Source organism: Sphingobium trunci (assembly GCF_022664535.1).
Taxonomy (GTDB): domain Bacteria; phylum Pseudomonadota; class Alphaproteobacteria; order Sphingomonadales; family Sphingomonadaceae; genus Sphingobium.
Map to the genome: position 1 here is coordinate 1 of NZ_JAKUJY010000035.1, position 14,598 is coordinate 14,598.

At 64.6% G+C, this 14,598-nt stretch carries 11 protein-coding genes; 4 read left to right on the forward strand and 7 right to left on the reverse strand.

Features of this window, described 5'->3' with window-relative positions; translation table 11 throughout:
* Window positions 1–499: 499 nt before the first annotated feature.
* Window positions 500–865: a thermonuclease family protein gene (locus MJ601_RS20010; RefSeq protein WP_242129910.1), complete on the reverse strand. Its 366-nt coding sequence runs from the start codon at window positions 863–865 to the stop codon at window positions 500–502.
* Between the two features lie 510 nt (window positions 866–1,375).
* Here MJ601_RS20010 and MJ601_RS20015 point away from each other — a divergent pair.
* Entirely contained in the window at window positions 1,376–2,389 is a 1,014-nt protein-coding gene (locus tag MJ601_RS20015; RefSeq protein ID WP_242129911.1) for a DUF2279 domain-containing protein, read from the forward strand.
* Window positions 2,390–2,502: 113 nt separating this feature from the next.
* Here the strand turns inward: MJ601_RS20015 and MJ601_RS20020 are convergent, their stop codons facing one another.
* The 4 genes from MJ601_RS20020 to MJ601_RS20035 form a co-directional block, all read right to left on the reverse strand.
* Window positions 2,503–3,003 (reverse strand): energy transducer TonB, encoded by a 501-nt coding sequence (locus tag MJ601_RS20020; RefSeq protein WP_242129913.1) that lies wholly within the window; start codon window positions 3,001–3,003, stop codon window positions 2,503–2,505.
* Between the two features lie 309 nt (window positions 3,004–3,312).
* Complete coding sequence (locus MJ601_RS20025) at window positions 3,313–4,935, reverse strand: NAD(P)/FAD-dependent oxidoreductase (protein ID WP_242129915.1); 1,623 nt, start codon at window positions 4,933–4,935, stop codon at window positions 3,313–3,315.
* Window positions 4,936–5,091: 156 nt separating this feature from the next.
* Entirely contained in the window at window positions 5,092–7,113 is a 2,022-nt protein-coding gene (locus tag MJ601_RS20030) for a TonB-dependent receptor family protein (protein ID WP_242129916.1), read from the reverse strand.
* A 44-nt stretch (window positions 7,114–7,157) separates the two neighbouring features.
* Window positions 7,158–7,580, reverse strand: coding sequence for a DUF2946 family protein (locus MJ601_RS20035; RefSeq protein WP_242129926.1), 423 nt, complete (start codon window positions 7,578–7,580; stop codon window positions 7,158–7,160).
* Between the two features lie 107 nt (window positions 7,581–7,687).
* Here MJ601_RS20035 and MJ601_RS20040 point away from each other — a divergent pair, with 107 nt between their 5' ends.
* The 3 genes from MJ601_RS20040 (at window position 7,688) to MJ601_RS20050 (ending at window position 11,362) form a co-directional block, all read left to right on the forward strand.
* On the forward strand, window positions 7,688–8,095 hold the full coding sequence (locus MJ601_RS20040; protein ID WP_242129928.1) for a MerR family transcriptional regulator: 408 nt from the start codon (window positions 7,688–7,690) through the stop codon (window positions 8,093–8,095).
* Window positions 8,096–8,129: 34 nt separating this feature from the next.
* Window positions 8,130–9,932 carry an acyl-CoA dehydrogenase C-terminal domain-containing protein gene (locus tag MJ601_RS20045; RefSeq protein WP_242129930.1) on the forward strand — a complete coding sequence of 601 codons (1,803 nt, stop codon included), beginning with the start codon at window positions 8,130–8,132 and terminating at the stop codon, window positions 9,930–9,932.
* 137 nt (window positions 9,933–10,069) lie between these two features.
* Window positions 10,070–11,362: an amino acid permease gene (locus MJ601_RS20050; protein WP_242129932.1), complete on the forward strand. Its 1,293-nt coding sequence runs from the start codon at window positions 10,070–10,072 to the stop codon at window positions 11,360–11,362.
* Here MJ601_RS20050 and dnaJ read toward each other — a convergent pair.
* Together dnaJ and dnaK are read right to left on the reverse strand one after the other, a co-directional pair.
* Window positions 11,340–12,470, reverse strand: coding sequence for a molecular chaperone DnaJ (dnaJ, locus tag MJ601_RS20055; RefSeq protein WP_242129934.1), 1,131 nt, complete (start codon window positions 12,468–12,470; stop codon window positions 11,340–11,342). The two genes, MJ601_RS20050 and dnaJ, sit on opposite strands and share 23 nt — an antisense overlap.
* Before the next feature lie 64 nt (window positions 12,471–12,534).
* Window positions 12,535–14,433: a molecular chaperone DnaK gene (dnaK, locus tag MJ601_RS20060; protein WP_242129951.1), complete on the reverse strand. Its 1,899-nt coding sequence runs from the start codon at window positions 14,431–14,433 to the stop codon at window positions 12,535–12,537.
* Window positions 14,434–14,598: the final 165 nt, after the last annotated feature.

Consider the following 14,598-nt stretch of genomic DNA (forward strand, 5'->3'; position numbering starts at 1 on the left):
CAGCCTGTAGACGGGCGCATTCACCCCCTCGAACGGATCACCGGATTCTCTCATATCGGACACGGCATGAGCGGCACGGGGCCTTGCTGCCCGATAAACCGGCCTGTGAACCACGGCCCTGGCGCTTGGCCCCCTGAGGGCATTACCCGCACTGTCGAAGCTCCGGGAGATCGCCGCTCCCAATGAGTTCGCGCCAGAATGCGCAGCCCCCGAACCGCCCAGAATAGCTGCCGTTTCGGCTGCATCCTGTGCTGCAGTTCCGTGAGATATCCCAATCGAAAGAACTGTTGCCAAGGCTGCCAGGAATGCGCGCTTTGCCATGTGATTCCCCTCGCGGTCAGCATGACGGGAGGCGTTCTGTTTACCATAGGCGCCTGTACCGAGACAACTGCCTGTCTCGACAGACCGTTCAAGCGGCCCTTCGCCCATCACATTTCAGAACCCTGCACGGCGGGGTAGCAACTCCGCGCAATCGCCAGGATCGAAATCACGCTCGCGATCATCGCCTTGCAAAACGGCACTCTTTTGCCAGACGGCGGCCGCTGTCCCAGGCAGGCCTGTAAATCGCCATACCCTTGCGCAGTTGCTCGCAGGACATGTTAAGTCCGCCAGCATAGATGATGGCCACCGTCCGCCCCGAGGTGTCCCGCGCCACCGGCACGATGGTGATCGGATCGCGCAACGCATGTTTGAGGCTCTCCTTGCTCTGCCGTGGATCGACGGGCACGCAAGTTCCGCGCTTGCGGCAAGCCGCTTTGATATCCGGCGCCTCGATGCCCAGCAGGCGAATATGCTCCCCATTCACCCGCAAGGTGCCGCCGTCCAGGACCGTCAGGGCCGATGCCCAGAGCAAGGTGCCGATCATTCGGGCCGCATCGCAATGACAAGGGCAGCTTCCATGATAAACTCTCCCTCCTCCCTTACGCCTTCATGACGTCAGCACAGCAACGCCACCTTACATATTGATTTTGCCGATGGCACAAAAAGAACGCCCGCTATGGCGATTTTATTCCGGCATGTCCCAAATAAGGGCAGTGGCGATACAATCCCGATGCTGCGGGCGGTCGGGGCTGGCAGGTGGAACCACTATTGCCGAGAGACGTTCGGCATGAACGATATTGCATTCACCAAAATGAATAGCCTCTGAGTGGTCCCCCTACATCAATTCACGGCTTCGCGGACTATAACAAAGCGATATTCGCCCCGCGTCGCGACAACAGGCCGCATATTATTCTTGGACAAACATTCGGAATGGATAGCCATCATCCTTTTGCTCAAATTACCAGGTTGCGTAAGCTGAACTAAATTCGGTGGATAAATCAATATCATGCGGAAGCGGGGTCAACGGCGCATGATTTATTGGGAGGAGCGATCGATGCATCTGGCATGGGCTTTTTTCCTGTCCGCGATCCTGTCTGCCGGGATCAGTCTCATCCCCGCAGCAGCCCAGGTGTACGACCAGGAGGTGATCGATCCGTCCCTGACGCTCCCTGATCCCCGCCCCATCGCACTGATGGAATCGCCTTTCGACCTCGGCACGATCGCTGCATCCCGGCAGGAGGAGACCGCTCCCATCCAGGGGCCGAGCGAAATCGGCATCCCACTCCCGCAAGAACCGGGACAGGACGCACGCTATCGATCGCTCGGCGGCCGCATCGGTGCAGCCAAATGGGAAAGCATCGGTCTCTTCGCCTATATCACTGCGACACAGGCCTATTGGACCCGCAAGACCACTCATTTCCATTTCAAGGACGAGGGCTGGTTTGGCAAGAACACCCATAATCTGGGCATCGACAAGCTGACCCATGCCTTCAACACCTATCTGCTGACGGAATTTCTGGGCGCCCGGATTGCGCGCAAGAGCGGCGACCGGGCACGTGCCGCAGCGCCCGCGGCCCTGCTTTCCACGGGCCTGATGCTCTATGGCGAAATATGGGACGCGCATAAGGAAGATAGCGGATTTTCGGTGCAGGACGTCATTTTCAACAGCAGCGGCGCGCTCTTTTCGGTGTTGCGCCACACCGTACCGGGCCTGGAGGAAAAGCTGGATTTCCGTTTGCTGATGATGCCCAATTCGGACGTCTATACCTTCAAAGGCAAGCGCCATTATGAGCAGCAGCGCTTCCTGCTGTCACTCGAACTGGCGGGGTTCAGGCAATTGCGCGCCAGTCCCCTGCGGTTCGTCGAACTGCAGACCGGCTATCGCGGCAAGGATTTCACCAATGCCGATCGCGCCGCCGGTATCATACCCAGGCGCGACATCTTCTTCGGCGTCGGCCTCAACATCAAGGAGCTCTTCTTCAGGAACAGCCGCTCGCGGCTGGGCCGTGCCATCGGCAGCGGCCTCAACTACTTCCAGCTACCCTACACGGCGGTCTATGATTATTGACCGTCCGGGCGAAGCTGGAAGAGCGAAGGAAAGGGTTGCGCGGCACCCTTCACCATGACCGCTCTTCCAGACTCCGCGAGCGCGCCTGCACCGCCAAGGGGGGAAAGCGGCGTTCAGCGCGACGCAATCAGAACAGGCCTGTCTCCGGCCGCCTGCGCCATGGCCTGCGCGTGATGGACGGTACGCAACCGGCTCATCATATCGTCCCTGTCCCAGGCATCATTGGCCACGACGACCCAGGCTTCAAACCGGGAATGGGGGGAGATTTGCTGGGGCAGCGGAGTCAATGCCCCCATGGCCTTCACGGCGCGCAGCGAAATCCGGTCGATCGCGCGCGAGGATGAGGGTTCGGCGAGCGCGACCGCGTCCGGCTTGCCCTGATCGTTCAGGCGGAACAGCACGCGGGCATAGCCGGTCGCCGCATGGTCGCTCGCCAGATTGGCGGACCGCTGGATGGAACGAGTCAGCCGGTTGGCTGCCTTGTCCGACCATCTTTCATAGCTGACCTGACTTTCGGGTGACGCAACGACGGTCAGCTGATCGCCGGGCTGTTTGGCATGAACCCCTGTCGAAACGAGCAGGGACAAGCAAAGCACCAAGGGCTTGGCATGCATGGGAGCCTCCTCTGCCAACATATCGATTATCATTGGAAGCCGCTGCGGCGGCGTCTTGCCGGTCGAAAACGGTGCAAAGCTATATAATATAAAATGCGGATATTGAGTAATGAATATAGCTTAACAATCTCATCGACATAAGAATTATTTCAAACCGGGGCCAAAAACAGGCTTTCGACATGATGCTTGGACTAACTGGCAGCAGCTTCGGGCAAACCGTCCTTTTAGATGGCTTTTGCTGTCCCGGAGCGCTGGTCGCTGGCGAAGCGACTCATCGCCCGGCCGGCCGGAAAAGCCGGGCCTTTTCGATTATCCCGCCGCGATGCTGAGGCCGATCGCTTCGGCCACCTTGATCCCGTCGATGGCAGCGGAAAGAATTCCACCCGCATAGCCCGCACCTTCGCCTGCCGGATAAAGGCCCGCGACATTCAGGCTTTGAAAATCCTTGCCCCGCGTGATGCGGATCGGGGAGGAGGTCCGGGTTTCGACGCCGGTCATCACGACATCGGGATGGTCGTAATGGGCGATCTGCCGTCCGAAGACCGGGATCGCCTCGCGGAACGCCTCCAGCACGAATGCGGGCAGGCAGCGCGACAGGTCGGTCATGGTGACGCCCGGCTTGTAGGAAGGGATGACCTCGCCCAACTCCGTGGACGCCCGCCCGGCGAGGAAATCCCCGACCTTCTGCCCCGGCGCATGATAATTGCCGCCACCCGCGACGAACGCCATCGACTCCCAATGGCGCTGCAACGCGATCCCCGCCAGCGGCCCATCCGGATAGTCCCGCTCCGGGTCGATGCCCACGACCAGGCCCGAATTGGCGTTGAACTCGGCGCGCGAATATTGGCTCATGCCGTTGGTGACGACCCGTCCCTCTTCCGACGTCGCCGCGACGACGCGCCCGCCGGGACACATGCAGAAGCTGTAGACGGTGCGCTGATTGGCGCAATGATGGGCCAGGCTGTAGGAGGCCGCGCCCAGCACCGGATGGCCCGCGCAGTTGCCATACCGCGCCCGGTCGACCCAGCTTTGCGGGTGCTCGATCCGCACGCCGATGGAAAAGGGCTTGGCCTCGATATGCACGCCGCGCCGGTGGAGCATCTCGAAGGTCGGGCGGGCGCTGTGGCCCACGGCCAGCACGACATGGTCCGTTTCGATGAAGCCGCCATCCGCCAGATGCAGCCCGCGCAGCCTGTGCATGCCGTCGGCCCGCCGCTCCAGTTCCAGTTCATCGACACGGTGCTGCCAGCGATATTCGCCGCCCAGCCCCTCGATCTGCCGGCGCATCGATTCCACCATGGAAACGAGGCGGAAGGTGCCGATATGCGGATGCGCTTCGGTCAGGATATCGCCGGGCGCGCCCGCCGCGACGAATTCCTCCAGCACCTTGCGACCCAGAAAGCGGGGGTCCTTGACCCGGCAATAAAGCTTGCCGTCGGAAAAGGTCCCCGCCCCGCCCTCGCCGAACTGCACATTGCTGTCGGGGTTGAGTTCCGAACGGCGCCACAGGCCCCAGGTATCCTTGGTCCGTTCCCGCACGACCTTGCCACGGTCGAGGATGATCGGGCGGAAGCCCATCTGCGCCAGGATCAGCCCGGCGAACAGCCCGCACGGCCCCGCGCCGATCACCACCGGCCGCTTGCCCGACCAGTCCTGCGCCGCCCTGGTCACGAACCTGTAGTCCGTGTCCGGGCGCGGGCGGACATCATGGTCCTTGGCGAAGCGCTCCAGCACGCCCGCCTCGTCGGTCAGTTCGACGTCGACGGTATAGACAAGCTGGATCGCATTCTTGCGCCGCGCATCATTGCCCCGGCGGACCACGGCATGGCTCAGCAATTGCTGCGGCGCGAGGCCCAGCCGCTCGCAAATGGCGACGGGCATCGCCTCGGCAGGATGGTCGAGGGGCAGCTTCAATCCGGAAAGGCGCAACATCCGCCTGCCCCTAGAACATTTTCACATCGGGTAACACCGGACGACTCGGAAACATCGTTGAGCGCAGCTAAAATGCGGCAAACAAAGGCGCCCTGAAACAGAGCCGGCTCCAGCCCCGTCACGCCCTCAGGCCGTTCGCCCCGCCATCAGGCGCCATCAGAAACGCGCACGGACGCCTCCATAAACGGCCCGCCGCTCGATCGGGTAGAAGATCGCCTGGGACGCAGGCGCGAGCCGGGAATAATCGACCACCGCGCCGATATCGCCGATCGCCCGCTCACCCGTCAGGTTGCGCGCATCGAGGAACAGCGTCACGCCCGGCCGCATCTCCACCTGCGCGCCCAGGTTGAGCGTGGCATAATCCCCGACCCGCTTCGTGTTCGCATAGTCCGCCCAGGCCCCCTGCGGCAGCCATTCGACGGCGGGCGAGATACTGAGCTTCTCCGTCCCCAGCTTCAGTTCCGCGCGATAGAAATGGCGCGGTACCACCGGCAGGCGATTGTCCCCGAACTGCGCATCGCCGCGAAAGCGGAAATCGCTATATTGATAGACCTGCCGCAGGTTCGCCCAGGGGGCCAGCAGCAGGTCCAGCCCCGCCTCGACCCCCTGATGCCGCGTCCGGCCCGCGTTGAAGGTCGCCGCCGGATACAGCCCCGCCACCACATTATATTGCAGCAATTCGCCCTTCAGGTCGGCGCGATAGAGGCTGACATCCCAATGCGCGAAGCCCAGCGTGCCGCGCGTCCCGATCTCCGCCGTCCATGCCCTTTGGGGCACAAGCGGCGTGAAGCCGGGCGCACCGCCCGCGGGCGCCTGCCCCAGTTCGATGAAGCCCGGCAGTTCCACCGACCGGCTGTAGCTGGCGTAAAATTGCATCGTCCGCGCCGGTTCGAACAGCAGCCCGAATTTCGGCGCGAAGGCGTCGAACGTCACGTCGCCACTCCGCGCCGGGGCGAAACGGTTGTCGAGCCGCCGCTCGCCATGGGTATGGATTCCCCCTGCGATCAGCCAAAGCCCCGCGACCGGCGCGACCCGCGCCTCGCCATAGCTGTTGATCGTCTGCGCCCGCGCCTTCTGGTAAGAGGTCGGCGCGCCCGGCTTGCCGTTCAGATTGACGAACTGCCGGAAATCGCCGCGCCCGAAGCGCGCCTGCGTGCCCAGCGTCAGTTCCACCGGCAGCCCGCCCAGATCGCCCGCCCAGTCCAGGCTGGCGAAGACGCCCCGATCCTCCGTCTTCTGATCCACGACCTGATAGATCGGATGATCCAGCGCCTTGGCACTATAATAGACCCCGAACGCCAGTTCCCCGCCCTCAAGCTGGACCGTGGTGCGGTTCTGCAGGCGGATCGAATCGATGTTGCGCGCCTGATCGCCGCTGAAATTGCCCTTGGCCGGATTGTTGAGAGCGTCGCTCTCGTTCAGCGCCCCCGACAGCTTCTGCCGGATGGTCTGCGCGCTGGCATAGAAGCGCGTTTCCACCCGTTCGTTCAGCTTCAGCCCGATATTGCCGTTGAAGCGCAGCGCCCGCCTTTGCCCATGGTCGCGGTCGCCGTCCGAACGATCGGCCGTCACCGCCGCCCAGGCATCGCCCCGCGCATCGCCATAGCCATAGGCCGCCTTGGCGCGCAGCGTATCGAACGCCCCGCCATCGACCCGCAGCTCCGCACCGGGAGCGCTCCGCCCGGTAGGCGTCACCGCATTGATCGCCCCGCCCAGCGTCGATCCGCCCAGCCGCAGCGCATTGCCGCCGCGATAGACCTCCAGATGCTGGAAAACCTGCGGGTCCAGCTCCTGAAAATCGCCATTGTCGTCGGCCATGTTGATCGGGATGCCGTCCTGCAACAGCGTCAGCCCGCGCATATGATAGCCGCGCGACAGCCCCGACCCGCGAATGGAAATCCGCACCTCCTGCCCGAAGCGCGGCTGGGTATAGACGCCTGGCGAGAAACTCAGCGCATCGCGCAGCGACACGGCCAGCCTGTCCTCGAAATCCCCGGCCGGCACCACATCGACGCCCCCCGGCGTGCGGGCGACCTTCGCGGCGGCTTCCTCCACCACCGGGCTGGCGGTGACGATGATAGCTGTTTGCTCGGCGGCCTCATCGGCCAGGGCGGGAGCGGAAAAGGAACAGGCAAGCGCGCACAGCGAAACGCCGCGCGAAACGGAAAGAACGGACATGATAAGGAACACCTTGCTGAAAAAAGCCAGAAACCAGCGGATTTTCAGAAGGAAGCGGGCGGCCCCGAAGAAGGCGGCGGCGGCGCGGCCAGCCGCGCGACCAGCCCGGTCTTGAGCGCGAAGGCGATCGGCCCGAAGGCCAGCTGCCAGGCAGGCAGCGGCAGATCGGCCAGCACCAGCGGCGGCACCACCGGCTGCACCGAAGCGGCGAAGGCGCAATGCTGCTGCCCCGGCATGCCGTGATCGGGCGAATCATGCCTGCCAGGCAACTTGTGCCCGTCGAACTGGCCGCGATCGACCACGACGTTGACGGCGCCCTGTCCGGTGCAGAGCGTGACCACCACGCCCCGCTCCGTCCGCACCGGCATGAAGCCCGATGGCGCGACCAACTGGATCGCCAGCACAAGCAAAGCAAGCGCGGCCAACAGGCCTCGCGCGGCTTCCGATTGTCTGATCGCCCCCACCATGGCGCCCTGCCCTAACGGCAACGGCCGATGCTGTCACTAGGACAAAGGGACCAACTTCCTTCTCACTCTCCTTGACGTAAACGTAAAGCGCCGCTACATCAGCCGCCATGGACAAGCGCACCAGCATCGCCGGAATCGAACTGCCCGATCATAGCGACCGGCAGAGCTACACTATCACCGACCTGTCGGAAGAATTCGGCGTCACCGCCCGCGCCCTGCGCTTCTACGAGGATGAGGGGCTGATCGCGCCGGAGCGGCAGGGCCTGGCCCGCATCTATTCGCGCCGCGACCGCGCCCGCCTGGCCTGGATCCTGCGCGGCAAGCGGGTCGGCTTCAGTCTGGCCGACATTCGCGAGATGATCGACCTTTACGACGCGGACGAAGGCCATGAGGAACAGCGCCGCGTCACCGTCGCCAAGTGCAAGGCGCGCATCGACCTGCTGACCCGTCAGAAGGACGATATCGACGCCGCCATCGCCGAGCTGTCGCAATTCGTGACCGCGCTCGGCCGCTAATTTTCCCTTCAGAACAAAGCTTTCGGAGAAGATCATGCCCCATTACACTGCCCCCGTCCGTGACACCCGTTTCGTGCTCGACCATGTCGTGGGGCTGGAGCGCTACACCAACCTGCCCGGCTTCGAGAATGCGACGCCGGATCTGGTGGAGGCGATCCTGACCGAAGGCGGCAAGATGGCCGCCGAAATCCTCTTCCCGCTGAACGCCGTGGGCGACAGGGAAGGCTGCACCCGTCACCCGGACGGCAGCGTGACCACGCCCACCGGCTTCAAGCAGGCGTTCGACGCCTATGTCGAGGGCGGCTGGACCACGCTCAGCGCGCCGGTCGAATTTGGCGGCCAGGGTATGCCCCGCATCATCGCGACGGCGATCAACGAATATGTGCTCTCCGCCAACCACAGCTTCGAAATGTATCACGGCCTGACGCAGGGCGCGGTCGAGGCGTTGCTGGCCAAGGGCAGCGACGATCAGAAGCGGACCTATGTCCCCAATATGGTGTCGGGCAAATGGACCGGCACGATGAACCTGACGGAACCGCATTGCGGCACCGACCTCGGCCTTATCAAGACCAGGGCCGTGCCCAATGCCGACGGCAGCTATGCGATCACCGGGACCAAGATCTTCATCTCCTCGGGCGAACATGATCTGGCGGAAAACATCATCCACCTCGTCCTGGCCAAGACCCCGGGCGCACCGGACAGCAGCAAGGGCATCTCGCTGTTCGTCGTGCCCAAGTTCCTGGTCAACGCCGACGGGTCGCTGGGCGAGCGCAACGCCCTCTCCTGCGGCTCGCTCGAACATAAGATGGGCATTCACGGCAACGCCACCTGCGTCATGAACTATGACGGCGCGACCGGCTGGCTGGTGGGCGAGGAGAATAAGGGCCTCGCCGCCATGTTCATCATGATGAACGCGGCGCGGCTGGGCGTCGGGCTCCAGGGCCTCGCCCAGGCGGAGATCGCCTATCAGAACGCCGCCGCCTATGCCCATGACCGGCGTCAGGGCCGCGCCCTCACCGGCCCCAAGGAACCGCAGGAAAAAGCCGACACGCTGTTCGTCCACCCCGACGTGCGCCGCATGCTGATGGAGGCGAAGGCGCTGACCGAGGGGCTTCGCGCGCTGATGCTCTGGGGCGCGTTGCAGGTCGACCTCGCCCATCGCGGCGCGACCGAGGAAGACCGGCAGGCGGCCGACGACCTGCTCCAGCTGCTGACCCCGGTGCTCAAGGGCTATACCACCGACAAGGGCTTCGACGTGACCGTCATGGCGCAGCAGGTGTTCGGCGGCCATGGCTACATCAACGAAAATGGCGTCGAACAATATGTGCGCGACGTCCGCATCACCCAGATCTACGAAGGCACGAACGGCGTGCAGGCGATGGACCTGGTCGGCCGCAAGCTGCCCATGAACGGCGGCCGCGCGCTCCAGGCCTTCCTCAAGATCATCGCCACCGAAGTGGCCGAAGCCAAGGGCGATGAAAAGCTGGCGAGCTTCGCCCAGGCGCTGGAAAAGGCAAGCGAACAGCTCGGTGCGGCGACCATGTGGCTGATGCAGAACGCGATGAAGAATCCGGACAATGCGGGCGCCGGGGCGGTCCATTACATGCACATATTGGGCATCGTCGCGACCGGCCTGATGTGGCTGCGCATGGCGAAGGCCGCGTCGGCGCTGCTGGCGGCGGGCGAAGGCGATGCCAAGTTCCTCGAAGCCAAGCTGGTCACCGCCCGCTTCTTCGCGGAACGCATCATGCCCGACGCGGGCGCGCTCCGCCGCAAGATCGAGGGCGGCGCGGAAAGCCTGATGGCGCTCGATCCGGACATGTTCCTGGCCGCCTGACCGGCGGACAAAGCCTCTCCCCCCTCCCGCAAGCGGGAGGGGGGCGGGCCAGCGCCGCGTCGGCACCCCACCACGCCCATTGCGCCCTCCGCGCCATGGGATCATGAAGAGGGCATGCCGCACCGACCCGCCAGAGCATGACCGCGACGCCGCCCGCCGGCCGGCTGCTGGGCCTTCCCGCCTGCATCGCGCTGGTCATGGGCAATATGATCGGATCGGGCGTGTTCCTGCTGCCCGCCAGCCTCGCGCCCTATGGCTGGGATGCGGTGGCGGGCTGGGTCTTCACCATCGGCGGATCGATGGTGCTGGCCTTCGTCATCGCCCGCCTGAGCCAGGCCATGCCCGGCGCCAATATCTCCCAGATGATCGCGCAGGGCTACGGGCCGCTGGCGGGCTTCGCGATCGGCTGGGTCTATTGGCTCGCGATCGTCATCACCAACGTCACCATCGCGGTCGCCGCCACCGCCAATCTCAGCAGCATCCTGCCGGTGCTCGCCCGGCCCGGCATCGGCGCGCTGACCTCGCTCGCCTTCCTGTGGCTGACCATCGCCATCAATGCCGCGGGCGCGCGCGCGGCGGGCGTGGCGCAACTGGCGACCACCGCCATCAAGCTGGTGCCGATCGTCCTCGTCATGGTGCTGCTCGCGATCATGCTCGCCAATGGCCGCGCCGAAATCGCCCCCTTCCCGGCGCAGGGCTTCACCAGCGCGGGCATCACCGCGTCGGCCGCGCTGACGCTCTGGGCATTGCTCGGCTTCGAATCCGCCAGCGCGGCGGCCGACAAGGTGCGCGATCCGGCCCAGACCATTCCCCGCGCCACGCTGATCGGCACGGGGGTCACGGGCCTTCTCTACCTGCTGGTCTGTTCGGGCATCGCGCTGACCCTGCCACTTGCCGAAAGCCGGACAGGATCGCCCTTCGGCGCCTTCGTCAGCCATTACTGGTCGCCCGGCCCGGCGCGTTTCGTCGCCCTGTTCGCCGCGATCAGTTGCCTCGGCGCGCTCAACGGCTGGACCTTGCTGAAGGGAGAGGTTCCGCTCGCCATGGCGCGCAGCGGCGAGCTGCCGCGCTGGTTCGCGGGCACGGACCGGCATGGCACGCCGGTGCGCGCGCTGGTCCTGTCGGGCATATTGGGAACGCTGCTGCTCGCCGCGAACAGCCTGCATGAACTGGTGTCGCTGTTCACGACGATGGCATTGCTCGCGACCTCCGCCTCGCTCTGGCTCTATGTCGGCTGCGCCCTGGCGGCGATGCGCATGCGGCTGGCCGCACCTGCCGCGCTGATCGGGCTTGGCTATGCGGTCTGGACCTTATGGGGCGCAGGCTGGATGGCGAGCGGTTCCAGCTTCCTGCTGATGGCGGGCGGCTTTCCCTTCTATGCCTGGGCGCGGCGCGAAAGGAGGGGGATCAATCCCCCCACAATTCCTTGAGCTTGCTGAAGAAGCCCGACGATTGCGGACATTCCTCGCCGGTCTCGGTCGCGCGGAAGGCCTCCAGCAGCTCGCGCTGCTTCGCCGTCAGCCGGGTCGGCGTCTCGACATCGACCTGGATCACCAGATCGCCCTGCCCGCGCCCGTTCAGCACCGGCATGCCCGCGCCACGCTGGCGGATCTGCTTGCCCGACTGGATGCCGCTCGGAATCTTGATTTCATGGCGCTTGCCGTCCAGCCCCGGCACCTCGATCACGCCGCCCAGCGCCGCCGTGGTGATGCTGACCGGCGCGCGGGCGAACAGCGTCGTCCCGTCCCGCTCGAAGATCGCATGCCGCTTCACATGCAGGAAGATATAGAGGTCGCCCGCTGGCGCACCCCGCGCCCCCGCCTCGCCCTCGCCCGACAGGCGGATGCGCGTGCCTTCGTCGACACCGGCGGGAATGTTGACGGACAGCGTCTTGGGCCTGTCCACCCGCCCCTCGCCCCGGCAGGAACGGCAGGGGCTTTCGATCACCTGGCCCGCGCCATGGCAGGCGGGGCAAGTGCGCTCGACCACGAAGAAACCCTGCTGCGCCCGCACCTGGCCATGGCCATGACAGGTGCCGCAGCTCTTGACCCCGGTACCCGGCTGCGCGCCCGATCCGTCGCAGCTTTCGCAGGCGGCCGAAACCTCGATCTGGATCTCGGTCTGCTTGCCGTGATAGGCCTCGTCCAGCGTGATTTCCATGTCGTAGCGCAGGTCCGCCCCGCGCCGCTGGGCCTGGCGCCCGCCACCGCCGCCGAAACCGGATTGGCCGAAAATCGTCTCGAAAATATCGCCCAGGTCGGAAAAGCCGCCCGCGCCGCGACCGCCAAAGCCGCCGCCAGCCCCGCCATTCTGGAACGCCGCATGGCCGAACCGGTCATAGGCCGCGCGCTTCTGCGGGTCCTTCAGGCATTCATAGGCTTCGGAAACGGCCTTGAACTTGGCCTCGCTGTCGGTGCAGCCCCCGGTCTTGTCCGGGTGATATTTCATCGCCAGCTTGCGATAGGCGCTCTTGATCGTGGCGGCATCGGCCGTGCGCTCGACCTCGAGCAATTCATAATAGTCGATTTCGGTGCTCATCTCGCCCCCGGCGTCCCTGCCCCGTCAGACCCATGAAAGCCATGACGGGGCAAGCACATCAGCTTCACGCCTTGTTGTCGTCCACTTCCGAGAATTCGGCATCGACGACATCATCGTCTGCCTTGGGAGCATCCGCACCCGGAGCCGCCGCAGCGGCCTGCTCCTTCTCATAGATGGCCTGGCCCAGCTTCATGGCGACCGTCGCCAGTTCCTGCGCCTTCGCCTTCATCGCCTCGGCATCGCCGCCCTCGACCGCCGACTTGGTGGCGGCGATCGCGGTCTCGATCTCCGACTTGAGCGAAGCGTCCACCTTGTCGCCATGCTCGGAAAGCTGCTGCTCGGTGGTGTGGATCAGGCTCTCGGCATTGTTCTTCGCCTCGGCCGATTCGCGCTTCTTCTTGTCCTCTTCGGCGAAACGCTCGGCATCCTTGACCATCTGGTCGATGTCGGCGTCGGACAGGCCGCCCGAAGCCTGGATGCGGATCTGCTGCTCCTTGCCGGTGCCCTTGTCCTTGGCATGGACGTTGACCAGACCGTTGGCGTCGATGTCGAACGTCACCTCGATCTGCGGCACGCCGCGCGGCGCGGGCGGGATGCCGACCAGATCGAACTGCCCGAGCAGCTTGTTGTCCGCCGCCATTTCACGCTCGCCCTGGAACACGCGGATCGTCACCGCCTGCTGATTGTCGTCGGCGGTCGAATAGACCTGGCTCTTCTTGGCGGGGATGGTGGTGTTGCGGTCGATCATGCGGGTGAACACGCCGCCCAGCGTCTCGATGCCCAGCGACAGCGGCGTCACGTCGAGCAGCAGCACGTCCTTGACGTCGCCCTGCAGCACGCCCGCCTGGATGGCGGCGCCCATGGCGACGACCTCGTCCGGGTTCACGCCGGTATGCGGTTCCTTGCCGAAAAACTCCTTCACCGCCTCGCGCACCTTGGGCATGCGGGTCATACCGCCGACCAGCACCACTTCGCTGATCTCGCTCGCGGAAACCCCGGCGTCGGCCAGCGCCTTCTTGCACGGCTCCATCGTCCGCTTGATGAGGTCGGCCACCAGCCGCTCCAGATCGGCGCGGGTGATGGTCTTGACCAGATGCTTGGGACCATTCTGGTCAGCGGTGATGAAGGGCAGGTTGACTTCGGTCGACTGCGCCGAGGACAGTTCGATCTTCGCCTTTTCCGCCGCTTCCTTCAGGCGCTGGAGCGCCAGCTTGTCCTTGGTGAGGTCGATGCCCTCTTCCTTCTGGAAGCCCGAGGCCAGGAACTCGACCAGCTTGGCGTCGAAATCCTCGCCGCCCAGGAAGGTGTCGCCATTGGTGGACTTCACCTCGAACACGCCGTCGCCGATCTCCAGGATCGAGATGTCGAAGGTGCCGCCGCCAAGGTCGTAGACCGCGATGGTCTTGCCGTCCTGCTTTTCGAGGCCATAGGCGAGCGCAGCCGCGGTCGGCTCGTTGATGATGCGCAGCACTTCAAGGCCGGCGATCTGGCCGGCGTCCTTGGTCGCCTGACGCTGGGCGTCGTTGAAGTAAGCCGGAACGGTGATGACCGCCTGCGTGACCGTCTCGCCCAGATAGGACTCGGCGGTTTCCTTCATCTTCTGCAGGATGAAGGCGGAAATCTGCGAGGGGCTGTAGTCCTTGCCACCGGCATTGACCCATGCGTCGCCATTGGGACCCTTGGCGATGCTGTAGGGCACCAGCTCCATGTCCTTCTTGGTCATCGGATCGTCGAAGCGGCGGCCGATCAGGCGCTTCACCGCGAAGATCGTATTGTCCGGATTGGTCACGGCCTGACGCTTGGCGGGCTGGCCGATCAGGCGCTCGCCATCCTTGGTGAAGGCCACGATCGAGGGCGTGGTGCGCGCGCCTTCCGCATTTTCGATGACCTTGGGCTTGCCGCCGTCCATCACGGCGACGCAGCTGTTGGTGGTGCCCAGGTCGATACCGATTACTTTTGCCATTGTGTCCTCTTTGAACCCCAAATCATATTCAGCGGTTGACGGCCCCATACCTCACGAAAGCGCCAAGGCAAGGCCGTTTGCGCAAGGGATATAGGCGTGCTTTCGCTTGGCACAAGAAGCGGCGGCGATTAGCCTGAAGAAACGACCATAAACGGGACATATGAG